Here is a 15,626-nt window from a genome sequence, read left to right as displayed (position 1 = left end):
AAATGTCACTCTTGCTCGACACTTCGGTCGGATGCCTGGTCGGCGCGGCGGTCGGGGACGCCCTCGGTGGCGCCACCGAGACGGCCCTGCCCGAGCAGATCCGCGCACGGTTCGGCGGCTGGGTCGAGGGCATCGTGCCCCCGTACCACGCCGACTGGGCCACCGCGCGGCCGCTCGCGCCGTACCACAAGGGCGACGGGCACATCACCGACGACACGTTGATGACCCACGCCCTCGTCCGGGCCTACGCGGCCAAGCGCGACCACCTCGACGCGTACGACGTGGTGGAGCTGCTGGTCCCCGACCTGATCGAGCGGGTGGTCTACATCCCCGACCTCGAGCGGGAGGGGGTGACCTTCCACCGCCTCGCGGCCGCCGAGCGGTGGTTGGTCACCCGCCTGCACCACGCGCACGCGGACCCGCGCGAGGCCGGGGTGGGCAACATCGTCAACTGCGGTGCGGCCATGTACATGGCCCCGGTCGGCATCGTCAACGCGGGCGATCCGGCCGGGGCGTACGCCGAGGCGGTGGAGATCGCCGGGGCGCACCAGCACAGCTACGGGCGGGAGGCCGCCGCGGTCTTCGCGGCGGCGGTCGCCGCGGCGGCCACCCCCGGGGCCACCGTCGACGACGTGGTCGCGGCCGCGCTGGACCTGGCGCGCGACGGGACCCGGGCGGCCATCGACGCCGTCGTGAAGGAGGCCCGGGGGCACCACGACTGGAAGACCGCGATCCCCGCGCTGCGGGCCGCCGTCGCCCCGTACGACACGGTGGGGGAGGAGTACCGCAACCCGGGCCTCGGCGCGCGCCGCCCCAGCCGGCTGCACTCCATCGAGGAGCTGCCGGTGGCGATCGGCATGCTGGTGGTGGCCGGCGGCGAGTACCGGCCCGCGGTGCTCGGCGCCGTGAACTACGGACGCGACGCCGACTCCACGGCCACCATGGCCGGCGCGATCGCCGGTGCGCTCGGCGGCGCCGCGGCGGTGCCGGCGGAGTGGGCCGAGGCGGTCGCCACCGCGTCCCGCACCGACCTCGTCGAGCCCGCCCGGGTCCTCGCGGCGGTCGCCGGCGAGGTCTTCGACCGGGACCGGGCCCGGTTCACCCGGCGCGCCGAGCGCTTCGCGGGGCTGACCGGCGGCGTGCCGGCGCAGCCCGGCCCCGCCGAGCAGGACGCGGAGCCGGCCCGGTGAGGATCACCTGGGTGCAGCCGGAGGACCTGCTGCCGCACGAGCTGGCGGCGAGCCGGGACGAGGGACGCGACGTCAGCGCGCTCGCGCGGCGCTGGACGGAGGCCGGCGGCGACCTCACCCCGCCGGTCAGCGGCGCCTCGCCGAACCCGGCGTCGCCGCGGCTGCGGGCGCTGGCCGCCGAACTGCTCGACGCCGCCGACGCGCTGCCCCCGGCCGCCGCCGAGGACGAGCCCGACGAGCTGGCCGACCTCCGGGCGACCTGGCCGCGACAGTGGTCGCTGCCGACCGACGTGACGCACGACCGGCTGCACGGCGCCTGGCTCGGCCGGGCGGTGGGCTGCCTGCTCGGCAAGCCGGTCGAGAAGATCCCCCGGGAGGGCATCCGGGAGATCCTCACCGCGACCGGGCGCTGGCCGCTGCGCGACTGGTTCACGGCGCGCGGGTTGCCAACCGAGGTGGCGGCCCGCTGGCCGTGGAACCGGCGCAGCGCGCCGACCAGCCTCGCCGAGAACATCGACGGCATGCCCGAGGACGACGACCTCAACTACGCGCTGCTGGCGCTGCGGGTGCTGGAGACGCACGGGCGGGACTTCACGAGCGCCGACGTGGCGCAGGCGTGGCTGGACTGGCTGCCCGGCGGGCGGGTCTTCACCGCCGAGCGGGTCGCCTACCGCAACCTGCTGCTCGGGTACGCCCCGCCCGAGAGCGCCCGGCGGCACAACCCGTTCCGGGAGTGGATCGGCGCGCAGATCCGCACCGACGTGTACGGCTGGGTCAACCCCGGCCGCCCGGACCGGGCCGCCGAGCTGGCCTGGCGCGACGCCACCGTCAGCCACGTGCGGGGCGGTGTGCACGGCGCCGTGTGGGCCGCCGCGCTCGCCGCGGCCGCGCCGGTCGCCGACACCGTGGACGAGGTGCTCGACGCCGCCGAGTCGGTGCTGCCGCCGCGCAGCCGCTTCGCGGCCACCGTCCGCGAGGCGCGTGCCCTCGCCACGGACGCCGAGGACTGGGAGCGGGTGGTCGACGAGCTGTACGCCCGGCACGGCCACCTGCACTGGGTGCACGTACGCAACAACGCCGCCCTGGTGGCCGCCGCGCTCGCGTACGGGCGGGGCGACCTGGAGCGGTCGATCTGCGCGGTGGTCAGCGGCGGCTGGGACACCGACTCGACGGGCGCCACGGTCGGCGCGGTGACCGGGGCGCTCACCGGCGCGTCGGGGCTCCCCGACCGCTGGGTGGCGCCGCTGCGCAACCGGCTGGCGAGCAGCATCGCCGGCTTCGACGGGGTCGGCTTCGACGAGCTGGCCGCGCGTACCCGCGCGCTGGCCGGTGCCGGGTCATGAGGGGGCGGCACCGGCCGGCGCCGGGTCGGGGGACGGGCGTCGTGGGGGCGACGGCCGTCGCGCGGGAGAAGGAAGGAGGCAGGGGATGAGCGCACGCGTGGTGGTGGTGGGCAGCACCAACCTCGACCTGGTGGTGACGGCGCCGCAACTGCCCCGCCCCGGCGAGACGGTACTGGGCGAGGACTTCCGCACCGTCCCCGGCGGCAAGGGCGCCAACCAGGCGGTCGCCGCGGCCCGGGCCGGCGCCGCGTGCGACTTCGTCGGCGCGGTCGGCGACGACGCGTTCGGCTCCCAGTTGCGGGCGAGCCTCGTCGACTCCGGTGTGGACGTGCGCCGCCTGCGCACCGTCCCCGGTCCCTCGGGCGTCGCGCTGATCGCCGTCGACCGGTCGGCGGAGAACTTCATCGTGGTCGCGCCCGGCGCCAACAGCACCCTCACCGACCTCGACGCCGAGGACCGGGCGGCGATCGCCTCGGCCGACGTGCTGCTGCTCCAGCTGGAGGTGCCGCTGTCCACCGTGGTCCAGGCGGCCGACTGCGCCCGGGCCGAGGGCACCGTCGTGGTGCTCAACGCGGCGCCGGCCGCGGTGCTCCCGGCGGAACTGCTGGACCTGGTCGACGTGCTCGTGGTCAACGAGCACGAGGCGGCCACCGTCGGCGGGGTGTTCTCCGACGACCCCGCCGTCCTGCTCGACGCGCTGCTGGAGCTGGTGCCCCGCGTGGTGCTGACGCTCGGGGCGCGCGGCGCCGCGTACGCCGACCGGCGCGGCCTGCGGCTGGACATCCCGGCCCCGTCGATCACGGCCGTCGACACCACCGCCGCGGGCGACGCCTTCACCGGCGCGCTCGCCGTCTCCTGGGCCGAGCGCGGCGGCGCGATCAGCGCGGAGACCGTGGCGGCGAGCCTGCGCTGGGCGTGCGCCGCCGGCGCGGCCTGCGCCCAGCGCCCCGGCGCGTCCACCGCGCTGCCGGAGCGGGCGGCCATCGACGCCCTGCACGACGCGACCTACCGAGGTGCACCGTGAGCTTCAACCCGTACGTCCCGCGCCCCATCGACCGGCCGACGGAGGTGCCGCTCGACGAGCGGGCCGACCTGACCGTCCTCGACGAGGCGAAGATCTTCGCGGCGCCGGACGACCCGGCGCACTGGCCCGCCTGGCGGGAACAGCTGACCCGGTGGCGGGCCGACGCGCGGGCCCGCCTCGGCTACACCGGCACCCACTACGACGAGATCACCGGCGACTGCTTCACCGTCTGCCTCGCCTGGTTGTGGGACGAGACGCTCTACGACCACGCCCGCGGCGTGTTCACCGTCGACGCGTTCCTCGACGCCGCCGAGCGGGACTTCGGCGGCTTCGACGGGGTGGTGCTCTGGCACGCGTACCCGGTGATCGGCCTGGACGAGCGCAACCAGTTCGACTGGTACCGGGACGTGCCGGAGCTGCCCGAGGTGGTGCGGGCGTTCCAGGCCCGCGGGGTGCGGGTCTTCGTCGACTACAACCCCTGGGACACCGGCACCCGACGGGAGGCGGGCAGCGACGCCGAGGAGGTCGCGGCGCTGGCCGGGAAGCTTGGCGTCGACGGCGTCTTCCTCGACACCCTGAAGGAGGGCGCCGGCGAGCTGCGCGCGGCGCTCGACGCCGTCCGACCGGGCCTCGTGCTGGAGGGGGAGAGCCGCGTCCCGCTCGCGCGCATCGGCGACCACGCCATGTCCTGGGCGCAGTGGTTCGCCGACTCGCCGGTCCCCGGGGTGCTGCGCGCCAAGTGGTTCGAGCGCCGACACGTCCTGCACCACACCCGCCGCTGGCACCGGGACCACCTCGAGGAGCTGCACTCGGCCTGGCTCAACGGCGTCGGCGTGCTGGTGTGGGAGAGCGTGTTCGGCGTCTGGGTCGGCTGGAACGAGCGGGACCGCGCGGTGCTGCGGGCCATGCGCCGGGTCCAGGCCGGCCACGCCGCGTGGCTGCGGTCGGAGGACTGGGTTCCGCTCGCCGACTACCCCGGCTCCGGTCAGGTGTACGCGTCCCGCTGGACGCACGAGGGCCAACCACTGTGGACGGTGGCCAACACCGGCGGCGACCACGACGGGCCGTGGCTGGTCACCGACGCCCGGCCCGGTCGGCGCTTCGTCGACCTGGTGACCGGCGCCGAGCTGAGGGTCACCGACTCGGGGCCGGGAACGGTCGCCGTGGGCGGCCCGCTGCCGGCCGGGGCCGTCGCGGCGGTCGTCGTGACCGACGCCCCGGTCACCCGGCACGCGCCGCCGACCGGCGACCCGTCCTTCCCGGCCCGCGCGGCGGTGCGCACCCGCACACCGTGGGCGCCGCGGACGGAGGTGCCCGAGGGCATGGCGGCCGTCGAGGCGGGCCGCCGTGAGCTGGTGGTCCGCCACCGGGTCCGGGAGACCGGCCTGTACGGCGAGACGCCGTACGTCGACGAGTGGAAGCCGCTGCCGCCCCGGCTGCACCACACCGCCACGCTGCGCCGCGCCGTCACGCTGGGCCGCTTCGCCATCGCCACGCACGAGGTCACCCACGGCCAGTACGCCCGGTTCCTGCGCGCCACCGGCTACCGGCCCGTCCGCCCCGAGCGGTTCACGGCCGGTCAGGGGCCGGCCGACGCCCCGGTCACCGGGGTCGACCTGGCCGACGCGCGGGCGTACGCGGCCTGGGCCGGGCTGCGGCTGCCCACCGAGGACGAGTGGCAGGTGGCCGCCGAGGCGGGGCTGCTCGCCCGCCGGGAACCGCTCGTGTGGAACCTGACCGATAGCGAGCACTCCGACGGGCGTACCCGTTTCGTGATCCTCAAGGGCGGCGCCGCCTACCGGGCCGAGGGCTCCGACTGGTACTTCGACGGCGGCCCGCAGCCGCCGGAGGTCTCGGTGAAGCTCCTGCTCACCGGGGCCGGACTCACCCGCTCCGACCAGGTCGGCTTCCGCTGCGCGGCCGACCTCCCCACCCCCGAGGAGTGACCCCATGAGCAGAGGTTGGCGGATCGGCGGCGCCCTGGCCGCCGTACTCCTGGCGCTCGGCCTGGCCGGCGCGGTGCCCGGCGCGGCCGGCGCGAAGAAGCCCCGGGCCGGCACGCTGACGACGGCCACCGCGCCGTCCCCGGCGCTCGGCGGGACCATCGACTACATCGTCTACCTGCCGTACGGGTACGCCGGCGACACCGGCACCCGTTACCCGGTGCTCTACCTGCTGCACGGGCGCGGCGACACGATGCAGGCGTGGACCCGGGTGAAGGCCGACCTGGACCGGATGATCGCCGACGGCGAGGTGCCGCCGGTGATCGCCGTGCTGCCCGACGCGCCGTGGAGCAGCCGGGGCAACTGGTACGTCGACTCCCGGTACACCGGCGCCGACGACCCGGGCCGACCCGTCGAGACGGCCCTCACCCGGGACCTGGTGGCGCACGTCGACGCCACGTACCGCACGGCCGCGCACCGCGGCGCCCGGCTCGTCGGCGGCTACTCGATGGGCGGCGCGGGCGCCCTGCGGTACGCCCTCGCCCACTCCGACCTCTTCGCCAACGCGCTGGTGCTCAGCCCCGCGGTCTACCGCCCCCTGCCGCCGGCCGACTCCTCCGCCCGCGAATACGGCGCGTTCGGAGACGGCGAGCAGCGCTTCTCCGACGAGGTGTACGAGCGGCTCAACTACCCGGCCCTGCTGCCGGGGCTGGACCCCGAGTCGCCCGTGCGGATGTACATCGCCGTCGGCGACGACGAGTGGGCCAACCCCGACCCCGCCGACGCGGCCCACGACCTCGACTACGAGGCCGCCACCCTCTACAACACCGTGCGCCGCGCCGACGGGGTCGCCGCCGAGTTCCGCGTCCTGGACGGCGGACACGACTGGGACGTGTGGCGACCGGCCTTCGTGGACGGCCTGAAGCACCTCGCCGGCACGCTGAGCGTCACCCCGCCCGCCGGGCTGCCCGGTCCGCTGCACGGCACCCCGGGCACCGACTGGGCCGGCGGCGTCGCGGCGCACCCGGACGGCACCACCACCCTGGCGTACGCGGCCTCCGGCGCCGTGTCGGGCCAGCCGTACGCCGGCGGGCTGGACGCCGTGGTGAGCCACCTCGACGGCACGGGCGCCGCGCGGTGGACGACCCAGTTCGGCACCCCCGCCAACGACCGCCTGTACGGGGTGGTGCCGCTGGCCGACGGCGGTGTGATCGCGGCCGGGTACACCCGGGGCGACCTCGACGGGCGGCACCCCGACAGCCCCGCCGACGACGCGTTCGTCACCCGCCTGACCGCCACCGGCGAGCGGGCCTGGCTCACCCAGACCGGCGATCCCGCCAAGGCGGACCGCTTCTACGCCGTGGCACCCGCCCCGGACGGCGGCGCGTACCTGGCCGGCTACACGAGCGGGTCGTTCGCCGGTGCGGCGACGGCCGGCGACAAGGACGCCGTGCTGGTCCGGGTCGCCCCCGACGGGCGGATCGCCTGGAGCCGGCAGCTCGGCGGCCCGGGCGAGGACAAGGCGTACGCGGTGGCGGCCGACGCGAAGGGCGTCTACGTGGCCGGCACCACCTCGGCGGGGCTGCCCGGCACGACCCCGCTCGGCGGCGCCGACGGCTGGCTGGCCCGGTACGCATCCGACGGCACGCCCGGCTGGGTGAACGCCGTCGGCGGCGCGGGCGACGACCTGCTCGGCGGCGTCGCGGTGGCGGCCGACGGGACGGTGGTGGCCACCGGGTCCACCGGCGGTGAGGCCACGGCCGGCGGCACCGACGTGCTGACCGTGGCGTACACCCCGGCCGGCCGGCAGCGGTGGCGGACCGTCACCGGCGGGACCGGCGCGGACGCCGGCGCGGACGTCGTGCCGCTGCCCGGCGGCGGGGTCGCCGTGGTCGGCTTCACCGGCAGCCGGCTCGGCCTGCCGGTCGGTGGCGCCGACGTCCTGACCCTGCGGCTGGACGCCCGGGGCCGCCAGCTCGGCGTCGCCCAGTACGGCACCGCGCGCGACGACGCGGCCGACGCGTTCGGCGAGGAGAACGTCTACGCCACCCTCGCCGCCGACGGACGGCTGTTGGTCAGCGGACTGACCGCCGGGACACCGGTGGGCGGCGGGGCGCGCGGCAACGGTGACGTCTTCCTCGCCGCGGTCGACCCCGCGAAGGGGACGCCGTGACGGCCGGCGCGGGCCGTGGCCCGCTCGACGGCGTGACGGTGGTCGACCTGGCCACCCTGTTCGCCGGGCCGCTCGCGGCGGCGTTCCTCGGCGACTTCGGCGCCGACGTGATCAAGGTGGAGCATCCGGCGAAGCCGGACCCGTCGCGGGGGCACGGCCCGGCCAAGGACGGCGTCGGGCTGTGGTGGAAGGTGCTCGGCCGCAACAAGCGGACCGTCACCTGCAACCTCTCCGACCCCGACGGCGCGGAGCTGCTGCGCCGCCTGCTCGCCGACGCCGACGTGCTCGTGGAGAACTTCCGCCCCGGCACGCTGGAACGCTGGGGGCTCGGCCCGGCCGAGCTGCACGCCGTCAACCCGCGCCTGGTGATCACCCGGATCAGCGGGTTCGGGCAGGTCGGCCCGTACGCGCGCCGACCCGGGTTCGGCACCCTCGCCGAGGCGATGAGCGGCTTCGCGGCCGCGACCGGGGAGCCGGACGGGCCGCCCACCCTGCCCCCGTTCGGGCTGGCCGACTCGGTGACCGCCCTCGCGGCCGCGTACGCGGTGATGCTCGCCCTGCGGGCGAGGGACGTCACGGGCGCCGGGCAGGTCGTCGACCTCGCCATCATCGAGCCGATCATGGCGATGCTCGGCCCGCAGATCACCTGGTACGACCAGCTCGGCTACATCCAGCCCCGGCTGGGCAACCGCTCCAACAACAACGCGCCGCGCAACACGTACCGGTGCGCGGACGGCCGGTGGGTGGCCGTCTCCACGAGCGCGCAGAGCATCGCCGAGCGGGTGATGCGCCTCGTCGGCCGCCCCGAGCTGGTCGACGAGCCGTGGTTCGCCACCGGCAGCGGCCGGGCCGCGCACGCCGACGAGCTGGACGCGGCCGTGAGCGCCTGGGTGGCGCAGCGGGACCGGGACGAGGTCGTGGCCGCGTTCGAGGCCGCGCAGGCGGCGGTCGCCCCCGTCTACGACGTGCGGGACATCCTCGCCGACCCGCAGTACGCAGCGCTCGGCACCGTCCGCACCGTGCCCGACGAGGAGCTGGGTGAGGTGCGGATGCAGAACGTGCCGTTCCGGCTCTCCGACACCCCCGGCGACATCCGGCACGCCGGACGGCGGCACGGCCAGGACACCGACGCCGTGTTCGGCGCGCTCGGGCTCAGCGCAGACGAGCTGGCCGCGCTGCGCGAGCGGGGCGTGATCTGATGCTGCTCACCTGGCTCTACGTGCCCGGTGACCGGCCCGACCGGTTCGCCAAGGCGGTCGCCTCGGGCGCCGACGCGGTCATCCTCGACCTGGAGGACGCGGTGGTGGCGGGGCGCAAGGCGTACGCCCGGGAGGCGGTCGCCGACTTCCTCGCCGAGGAGCACCCGGTGCCGGTGCAGGTGCGGATCAACGAGCTGACCGGCCCGGACGTCGAGGCCGACCTGGCCGCCGTGGCCGGCCGGCCGGGGCTGTCCGGGCTGCGGCTGCCCAAGGTCGAGTCGGCCGGGACGGTGGCGTCGATCGCCGCCCGGGTCGACGTGCCGCTGCACCCGCTCGTCGAGTCGGCGCTCGGGCTGGAGGCCGCGTACGCCATCGCGAGCGCCCACCCGGCGGTGGCCTCGATCGGTCTCGGCGAGGCCGACCTCCGCTCGGACCTGGGGGTCAGCGACGACGCCGGGCTGGCCTGGGCCCGCGGCCGGGTGGTGGTGGCGGCCCGCGCGGCCGGTCTGGCGCCGCCCGCCATGTCGGTGTACGCCGACGTCGTCGACGTCGAGGGGCTGGCCGCCTCCTGTGCCGTGGGCCGGCGGCTCGGCTTCCTCGGCCGGGCGGCGATCCATCCTCGGCAGCTGCCGGTGATCGTCGAGGCGTTCCGGCCGGACGAGCGGGAGGTGGCCCGGGCCGCGGAGCTGCTGGCCGCGGTCGCCGAGGCGGAACGGCGGGACTCGGGGACCGTGGTGCTCCCGGACGGCCGCTTCGCCGACCGGGCGATGGTCGCCGCGGCCCGCCGCACCGTCGACCTGGCCGCCCGCTACGCCGCCTGACGGCACCCGTCGCCGCCTCGCCCGGGGGCGTGCCAGCGCCGGCCCGGACCGCGCCGCGAACGCCGCGCGGCCCGAGCTGCCCATCCGGCCTGGCCCGTTCAGCTTGCCGGCCTGGCCCGTCCGGCCTGGCCCGTCCGGCCTGGCCCGTCCGGCCTGGCCCGTCCGGCCTGGCCCGTCCGGCCTGGCCCGTCCGGCCTGGCCCGTCGGGCCCGGGGCCGCGCCGTCGGCCTCGCCTGCCGGGGGACGCGCCGACGGCGCGGCTCGCCGCGCTTGCGGCGGGCTCAGCCGGCGGCCGGGACCGGAGCGGCGACCCGTCGCCGGCCCACGGTCGCCGCGGTGCCGAGCAGGGCCACGACGGCGCCGAGCAGCAGGACGGCGTCGGCGCCGTGGGCCGAGAAGCCGCCCGTCTGCCCGGCGGGCAGCAGGCTCGAGGCCGCGGTGATGCTGGCGGCGACGCCGAGGGCCGAGCCGACGTAGCGGGCCGTGTTGTTGGCGCCGGACCCCATCGCGACCCGGTCCGCCGGGACGCTCGTGACGGCCATCCGGGCCAGCGCCGCGTTGAGCAGACCGCTGCCGGCCCCGGAGATCAGCAGACCGGGCACGGTGCGGACCCAGGAGTGCGCGTCGGCGTAACCGAGCATGGCCAGGTATCCGGCGGCGGTGAGGAGGAACCCGAGCGCGAGCTGCCGGGTGGGCGCCACGCGCGCGCCGAGGTGACGCATCTGGTTGCTGACCACGAACGAGGCGCCCGCCCACAGGAAGGCCAGGCCGGCCGCGCCCAGCGCGCTGACGCCGATCAACCGCTGCACCAGCGTGGGCAGGACCGTGCTCGGGCCGAGCGCGGCGAGCCCCGTGAGGAACGCGCCGAGGGTGGCCGTCCGGAAGTCCGGCCGGCGGAACAGCGCCAGGTCGAGCATCGGCGCGCGGCCGCGGGCCTCGACCGCCACGAAGGCGGCGACCAGCAGGACCCCGAGCACCAGCGGGATCAGCACGGCCGGCCGTACCCAGCCGGTACGCCCGGCGGTGACGGCGACGAGCAGCAGCGCCAGTCCGGCGCCGAGGGTCAGCACCCCGGCCACGTCGACCCGGGCGGTCCGCTCCGCGCGGGACTCGGCGAGCAGCCGCCCGCCGAACACCGCGAGCACGGCGGACAGCACCGCGAGCACCAGGTACAACCAGCGCCAACTGCCGAGCGCGGTGAGGACGGCCGAGGCCAGCGGCCCGACCGCGATGCCGGCGCCGAGCATCGACGCCCAGCGGGCCGTCGCGTGGGACCGTCCGTGGTGGGTGCGGAAGGCGTGCCCGAGCAGCCCCAGCCCGGCGGCGAGGATCGCCGCGCTCGCGGCGCCCTGCACCACGCGGGCGGCCACGAAGGTGCCGGAGTCGGGGGCGACGGCGGCGCCGACCGTGCTGACGGCCAGCAGCGCCAGGCCGGCCCGGAAGATCCGGCGCCGCCCGAAGTCGTCGCCGAGGCTGCCGGCCACCAGCAGGGTGGCGGCGAGCCCGAGCGTGATCGCGTTGATCAACCAGGTCTGGGTGGTGAGGCCCGCCCCCAGGCTCCGCGCCGTCTGCGGCAGGACGGCCACCGGCGCGGTGTAGTTCACGAGGACGAGCAGCGTCGCGGCGCAGACCGCGAACAGGGCCCGGGAGCCGGAACGGGCGGCGTCCGGGTCAGGGGCGACGGCGGTCGGTGCGGTGACGCCGGCGGATGTCGACATGCGGAAGCCTCTCGGGTCGGTTCATTCGACGAACCGACAATAGCAGCGATGGTTCGCTGAATGAACCGACCCGGGGGTAGGATCACACCGTGGCACTGGGGAAGAACTACGAAGGGCAGCACTGCTCCCTGGCCAGAGCACTGGAACTGGTCGGCGAGCGGTGGACGCTGCTCGTCGTCCGCGACGCCTTCTACGGCGTACGCCGCTACGGCGACTTCCTCAGCCACCTCGACATCCCCCGCGCCGTGCTCGCCGACCGCCTCGCCACGCTCGTGGGGGCGGGCATCCTCCAGCGGCACCGCTACCAGGAGTCCCCACCCCGGGACGAGTACGTGCTCACCGAGCGGGGCGTCGAACTCTGGTCGGTGATCTACCCGCTGATGCACTGGGGCGCCCGGCACTTCGCCACCGGACAGTGGCTGCGCAGCTTCCGCCACGCCGCCTGCGGGACCGAACTCGACCCGGGCGGCCGCTGCCCGGCCTGCGGCAACGCCGACGTCCCGCCCGGTGACGTCGAGACCGTTCCCGGGCCGGGCGTGCCCGACGAGCCCCGCCAGGATCCGGTCAGCGTCGCGCTGCGCCAGCGCCCGCACCGGCTCCTCGAACCGCTGCTCCCCGCCGACCGGGCCTGAGCGGCCGACGCCTAGTCGGGCCGGCCTCGGCTACCGCACCCCGGCCGAGGCGGGCGGCGGGTCGAGCCGGTCGAGCCGGGCCAGGGCGGCGGTGCCGTTCCGGACGACGGCGGCCGCCAGCGCGGTGACCGCGGGATGCGCACCGGACCGCTGCTCGGCGGCGGCGACCCGGACGGCCTGCGTGAGGTGGGCGCGCAGGTGCTGGGCGAGCAACCGGTGCAGCGCGGCGACGCTCGCCGACCGCAGCTCGGCGAGCTGCTCGGCGGTGACCATCCCCGGCATGTCGTGGCCCTCGTGCGGGTTGGTCGCGGGCGCGCCGGAGCCGGCCAGCAATCCCCGGGCCCGTGTGAGGTCGGCGCGGTGGGTGGCGGCGACCTGCGCGGCGAGTCGCCGCCAGGCCGGGTCGGTGGTGCGGGCCGGCACCAGGTCGAGCGCCGGGAGCAGCCGTTCGGCCATCGCCACGTGCAGCTGGAGCCAGACGACGTCGGTCCCGTTGAACGCCGGTGCTCCGCGCGTACCCCCTGGGCCGGCGGTGCCGGCGGGTGACGCGGCGTTGCCGGTGGTGGCCGTGGGAGGCCGCGCGGCCGGACCGGCATGCGCGCAGCCGCTCACCAGCAGAGCCACCGCCACCAGGGCGGACGACGCGGCCGTCGTACGCATCGGGCCTCCTCTCGCGCCCGAGGGGAGCGGGCCCCGTGCCATGGGGCCCGCTCCCGGATCGATTCGGGTCAGAGCGGCCGTCCGTCGTGGCCGCACTTGATGACCGGGCGGATGCAGTCGTTGACCCGGCGGGCCATCTCCGCCACGGGCCAGGCGTTGAAGAAGTCGCCGTGCATCGTGTAGCCCGGCCCGGAGGCCAGCCGGAACTGCGACGGGTCACCGTTGACCGGGTACCGCAGCACCTGCCGCAGCTTCGGCACCGGCACCGGGTGGCTCGCCGGGCAGGCCTGGTTCACCGGGTACGCCATGTGGCTCTTGTGGTCCGGCGAGTCCAGGTCGCGGCCGTTCCAGCACTGCGGGAAGTCGAGGTACGACTCGAGCATCGTGCCGGCCGGGCAGTTCACGAAGTTCTTCGACGGCGGCACGTGCCCCGCGTGCAGGCACGACCAGCGGGCGATGCTGTTCTCCGGCCCGGTCGCGAGGGCGTTGCCGGCCACGATCCGCAGCCCCTGGGGGAGCGGCTCCGTACGGGCGACCACGTCGCTGCGTACGCCCTCACCCAGGTAGTAGAACGTGACGATCGCCGGTTCCACCGGCACGTTGTTGCGGTAGAGCGTCGGCACCCAGTACGACGAGGTGTCCACGCCCGGGTTGCAGGTCGTGGCGGAGTTCAGCAGGTCCGGCAGGGTGGTGTGCGCGTTCGTCACCGTGCTGCCGAAGAAGCTGTGCATGTGGGACGCCCCGGGCAGCCCGGGGAAGATGATCGGGTCGTCCGGCAGCCGGTGGCTGAAGCCGCAGTCGGCCGGGAACTCGGCCACGCGGATGGCGTTGGTGCCCGGGGCGGCGTCGGCCCGGGCGGTGGTGGAGACGGCGTACGTGCCGAGCAGCGTCAGCAGGGCGCCGATCGCCGTGGCGAGGCGCAGCCGGCGGCGGATGCCGGCGCGGGGTACGGCCCTTTCCATCTCGGACTCCTGTCGGGGTGGGCCAGGGGCACGTCCGGCGCCGCCGCCGAAGGCATCGGAGATTCCTGGCCGGGCTGGTGGTGGTTGCGGAAGGATGAGAGAGCGCTCTCACCGTCAAGGGTCGGCCTCGCGTCGACAGTTGTCAATACGTTCCGGCTCGTTCGGAGATGCGACGGCACGAGGGGTCGCCGGCGGGGTCGCCGCCGTCGGATGACGAGACGACGAAAGGGCCCGGCCCCCGGTTGGGGGTCGGGCCCTTTCGGTGTGCGTTGTGTTGGTGCGCCTCGGTTGGGTCAGGAGGCGCTGTAGCCGCGGGTGGCGATCCAGTCGGCGAGGTTGTCGACGCTCATCCGGTAGGAGGCCATGGTGGGGTCGGCGGAGTCGGCGATGGTGACGGTCTTGCCGCCGTCGCGGTAGCCGATGACGCTGATGTAGTGCCCGCCCTCGAAGGAGTGGGTGTTGCCGTCGGTGTCCACGGCGGTGCCGGCGATGTTGGCCACGACGGCGCGGCCGTCGTCGACGGTGTCGACGATGTCGGTGCGCAGCTTGTCGGTCTGCTTCTCATCGGCGGTCGGGCTGGAGATCTCGACGCTGTGGTAGGCGTTCTTGCCGGTTTCCTTGTTCAGGACGGGGGTGATGTCGTTGATGGAGTTGGTGCCGGCTTCGGTGGTGCCCATTTCCTTGGCCATGGCGTCGACGTTGATGTCCTTGCCCTGGACGGAGAGGGCGTTGCGGGTGGCGGCGGGGCCGCAGTAGTAGAAGTTGGGCTGGGCCTCGTAGCGGACGTTGAGTTCGCGTTGGCCGTGGTCCTTGCGGTTCTGGACCTGCGCGGCGGGCTTGCCCTCGGGGGCGGCGGCGTGGGCGGCGATGGCGGGGCCGGCGATGCCGCCGCCGGTGGCGGCGATGGTCGCGGCGGTGAGGGCGGTCTTGCGGATCAGATCGGTACGCATGATGGGTGCCTCTCTGGTCGGGGGTGTTTCGGGGGTGTGTGGCACACGCGCGGGGGTGTGCCGTGAGGATTCGGGGGGCGCCTGGGGGTGGTGCCTGCTCGGCGCCTCGGGGGTGTAACGGTCCGGGCCGGGGATGCATTCCACCGGGGTCGGGGCCCGCGGCGGGGCGGCCTCGGGGGCTGCGGCGGCCGGGCTTGGGCACGGCGGCCGGCCGGGTCGTAGAGGCTTGGCCGGTGGCCGGGGTTGGTGCTCGCCGGGGGTTCGTGCGTGGGCCGCGGGGGTGGCTGCTTCGCCCGGCGTCGGCATGTTCAACGACGCGGGGGTGGGCATGATTCCGCCGTGGGGGTGGCCCCGACCACGGCACACCCGACCCCACAACCGGACATGACGCCCAGCCGGGTGGCCGACGAACCGGACACCAGCCGCATGCAGGCCCCATCCGCTCGTCCCCACGTTCCACGGCCGAGGGCACCCGGCGGGCCAACCGCGCGACGTCCTCCCCATGCGGGTCACTCGTCAAGATCGCGCAGTTTCCTGGATGTTGTCGCATCGAGGAGCGATCGAGGCCACAACATCCCCGATGTTGTGGCCTCCGCGCGCCGCCCCGGGGCACACCATGATCGGGATGGGTGCGACTCGGCCTCGGCGCACACGCCGAGGCCACGGCGTCCCTGCCCGTCCGGCCGGGGCACGGTCCAGGGGACAACGTCCCCGGCTGCCGGCGGGGTCGGCGCGCGGTGGGCGCCAACTTCCGGGACGTTGTCGGGTCGGGGCGCCGTTGAGGGCACAACCCGGTCGTTCGGCGGGACCGGGTGCCGAATCGTCTACGACATCAGCTCTAAAGGCTCCGACGACCACACCGGCACGGCGGTCGGCAACGGCCTGGGAATCCCGGCGGGCACGCTGCCGGCGACGCCCCCTTACCGCGCTGGCCACCCCTGTGCATGGCGAGGCGCATGTGGGCGTGTGCTGTCGAACTGCCCCGGATATGGGGCAGGCTGCCGGCATTCC

At 75.8% G+C, this 15,626-nt stretch carries 12 protein-coding genes; 8 read left to right on the top strand and 4 right to left on the bottom strand.

The features are described from left to right. Window positions 1-2: 2 nt before the first annotated feature. The 7 genes from OG994_RS10880 to OG994_RS10850 all read left to right on the top strand — a co-directional run bounded on the left by OG994_RS10880 (window position 3) and on the right by OG994_RS10850 (window position 9,693). A complete protein-coding gene (locus tag OG994_RS10880) occupies window positions 3-1,190 on the top strand; it encodes an ADP-ribosylglycohydrolase family protein (protein ID WP_328853072.1) in 1,188 nt (395 codons plus the stop codon). Beyond that, a complete protein-coding gene (locus tag OG994_RS10875) occupies window positions 1,187-2,533 on the top strand; it encodes an ADP-ribosylglycohydrolase family protein (protein ID WP_328853071.1) in 1,347 nt (448 codons plus the stop codon). The genes OG994_RS10880 and OG994_RS10875 overlap by 4 nt, the downstream gene beginning before the upstream one ends. 85 nt (window positions 2,534-2,618) lie before the next feature. Beyond that, window positions 2,619-3,557 (top strand): ribokinase, encoded by a 939-nt coding sequence (locus tag OG994_RS10870; protein WP_120330867.1) that lies wholly within the window; start codon window positions 2,619-2,621, stop codon window positions 3,555-3,557. Further along, on the top strand, window positions 3,554-5,503 hold the full coding sequence (locus OG994_RS10865; protein ID WP_328853070.1) for an SUMF1/EgtB/PvdO family nonheme iron enzyme: 1,950 nt from the start codon (window positions 3,554-3,556) through the stop codon (window positions 5,501-5,503). The genes OG994_RS10870 and OG994_RS10865 overlap by 4 nt, the downstream gene beginning before the upstream one ends. A 4-nt stretch (window positions 5,504-5,507) precedes the next feature. Next, window positions 5,508-7,673, top strand: a complete 2,166-nt coding sequence (locus OG994_RS10860) for an alpha/beta hydrolase-fold protein (protein WP_328853069.1) — start codon at window positions 5,508-5,510, stop codon at window positions 7,671-7,673. Further along, window positions 7,670-8,872: a CaiB/BaiF CoA transferase family protein gene (locus tag OG994_RS10855; protein ID WP_120330865.1), complete on the top strand. Its 1,203-nt coding sequence runs from the start codon at window positions 7,670-7,672 to the stop codon at window positions 8,870-8,872. Before OG994_RS10860 ends, OG994_RS10855 begins: the two co-directional genes overlap by 4 nt. After that, entirely contained in the window at window positions 8,872-9,693 is an 822-nt protein-coding gene (locus tag OG994_RS10850; protein ID WP_328853068.1) for an HpcH/HpaI aldolase/citrate lyase family protein, read from the top strand. The genes OG994_RS10855 and OG994_RS10850 overlap by 1 nt, the downstream gene beginning before the upstream one ends. Before the next feature lie 281 nt (window positions 9,694-9,974). Here the strand turns inward: OG994_RS10850 and OG994_RS10845 are convergent, their stop codons facing one another. After that, window positions 9,975-11,411 carry an MFS transporter gene (locus OG994_RS10845; protein WP_120330863.1) on the bottom strand — a complete coding sequence of 479 codons (1,437 nt, stop codon included), beginning with the start codon at window positions 11,409-11,411 and terminating at the stop codon, window positions 9,975-9,977. Window positions 11,412-11,500: 89 nt separating this feature from the next. Between OG994_RS10845 and OG994_RS10840 the strand changes: the two genes are divergently transcribed. Beyond that, window positions 11,501-12,043 (top strand): winged helix-turn-helix transcriptional regulator, encoded by a 543-nt coding sequence (locus OG994_RS10840; protein WP_120330862.1) that lies wholly within the window; start codon window positions 11,501-11,503, stop codon window positions 12,041-12,043. Between the two features lie 30 nt (window positions 12,044-12,073). Here the strand turns inward: OG994_RS10840 and OG994_RS10835 are convergent, their stop codons facing one another. The 3 genes from OG994_RS10835 to OG994_RS10825 all read right to left on the bottom strand — a co-directional run bounded on the left by OG994_RS10835 (window position 12,074) and on the right by OG994_RS10825 (window position 14,615). After that, complete coding sequence (locus OG994_RS10835; RefSeq protein ID WP_328853067.1) at window positions 12,074-12,703, bottom strand: DUF305 domain-containing protein; 630 nt, start codon at window positions 12,701-12,703, stop codon at window positions 12,074-12,076. Window positions 12,704-12,771: 68 nt separating this feature from the next. After that, the gene (locus OG994_RS10830) at window positions 12,772-13,665 is read right to left on the bottom strand and encodes a DUF1996 domain-containing protein (protein ID WP_328853066.1); all 894 of its coding nucleotides are present in this window, start codon (window positions 13,663-13,665) and stop codon (window positions 12,772-12,774) included. Between the two features lie 293 nt (window positions 13,666-13,958). Further along, on the bottom strand, window positions 13,959-14,615 hold the full coding sequence (locus tag OG994_RS10825) for a C39 family peptidase (RefSeq protein ID WP_328853065.1): 657 nt from the start codon (window positions 14,613-14,615) through the stop codon (window positions 13,959-13,961). Window positions 14,616-15,626 lie beyond the last annotated feature (1,011 nt).

This window comes from Micromonospora globbae (assembly GCF_036184225.1).
In the GTDB taxonomy this organism is placed as follows: domain Bacteria; phylum Actinomycetota; class Actinomycetes; order Mycobacteriales; family Micromonosporaceae; genus Micromonospora; species Micromonospora globbae.
This window is presented reverse-complemented; position numbering and strand designations above follow the sequence as displayed.

What these genes read in the sequence shown, in the direction of transcription:
- OG994_RS10835 (WP_328853067.1), bottom strand. Translation starts at nt 12,703, where the DNA reads ATGCGTACGACGGCCGCGTCGTCCGCCCTGGTGGCGGTGGCTCTGCTG.
- OG994_RS10830 (WP_328853066.1), bottom strand. Translation starts at nt 13,665, where the DNA reads ATGGAAAGGGCCGTACCCCGCGCCGGCATCCGCCGCCGGCTGCGCCTC.
- OG994_RS10880 (WP_328853072.1), top strand. Translation starts at nt 3, where the DNA reads ATGTCACTCTTGCTCGACACTTCGGTCGGATGCCTGGTCGGCGCGGCG.
- OG994_RS10870 (WP_120330867.1), top strand. Translation starts at nt 2,619, where the DNA reads ATGAGCGCACGCGTGGTGGTGGTGGGCAGCACCAACCTCGACCTGGTG.
- OG994_RS10825 (WP_328853065.1), bottom strand. Translation starts at nt 14,615, where the DNA reads ATGCGTACCGATCTGATCCGCAAGACCGCCCTCACCGCCGCGACCATC.
- OG994_RS10850 (WP_328853068.1), top strand. Translation starts at nt 8,872, where the DNA reads ATGCTGCTCACCTGGCTCTACGTGCCCGGTGACCGGCCCGACCGGTTC.
- OG994_RS10845 (WP_120330863.1), bottom strand. Translation starts at nt 11,411, where the DNA reads ATGTCGACATCCGCCGGCGTCACCGCACCGACCGCCGTCGCCCCTGAC.
- OG994_RS10860 (WP_328853069.1), top strand. Translation starts at nt 5,508, where the DNA reads ATGAGCAGAGGTTGGCGGATCGGCGGCGCCCTGGCCGCCGTACTCCTG.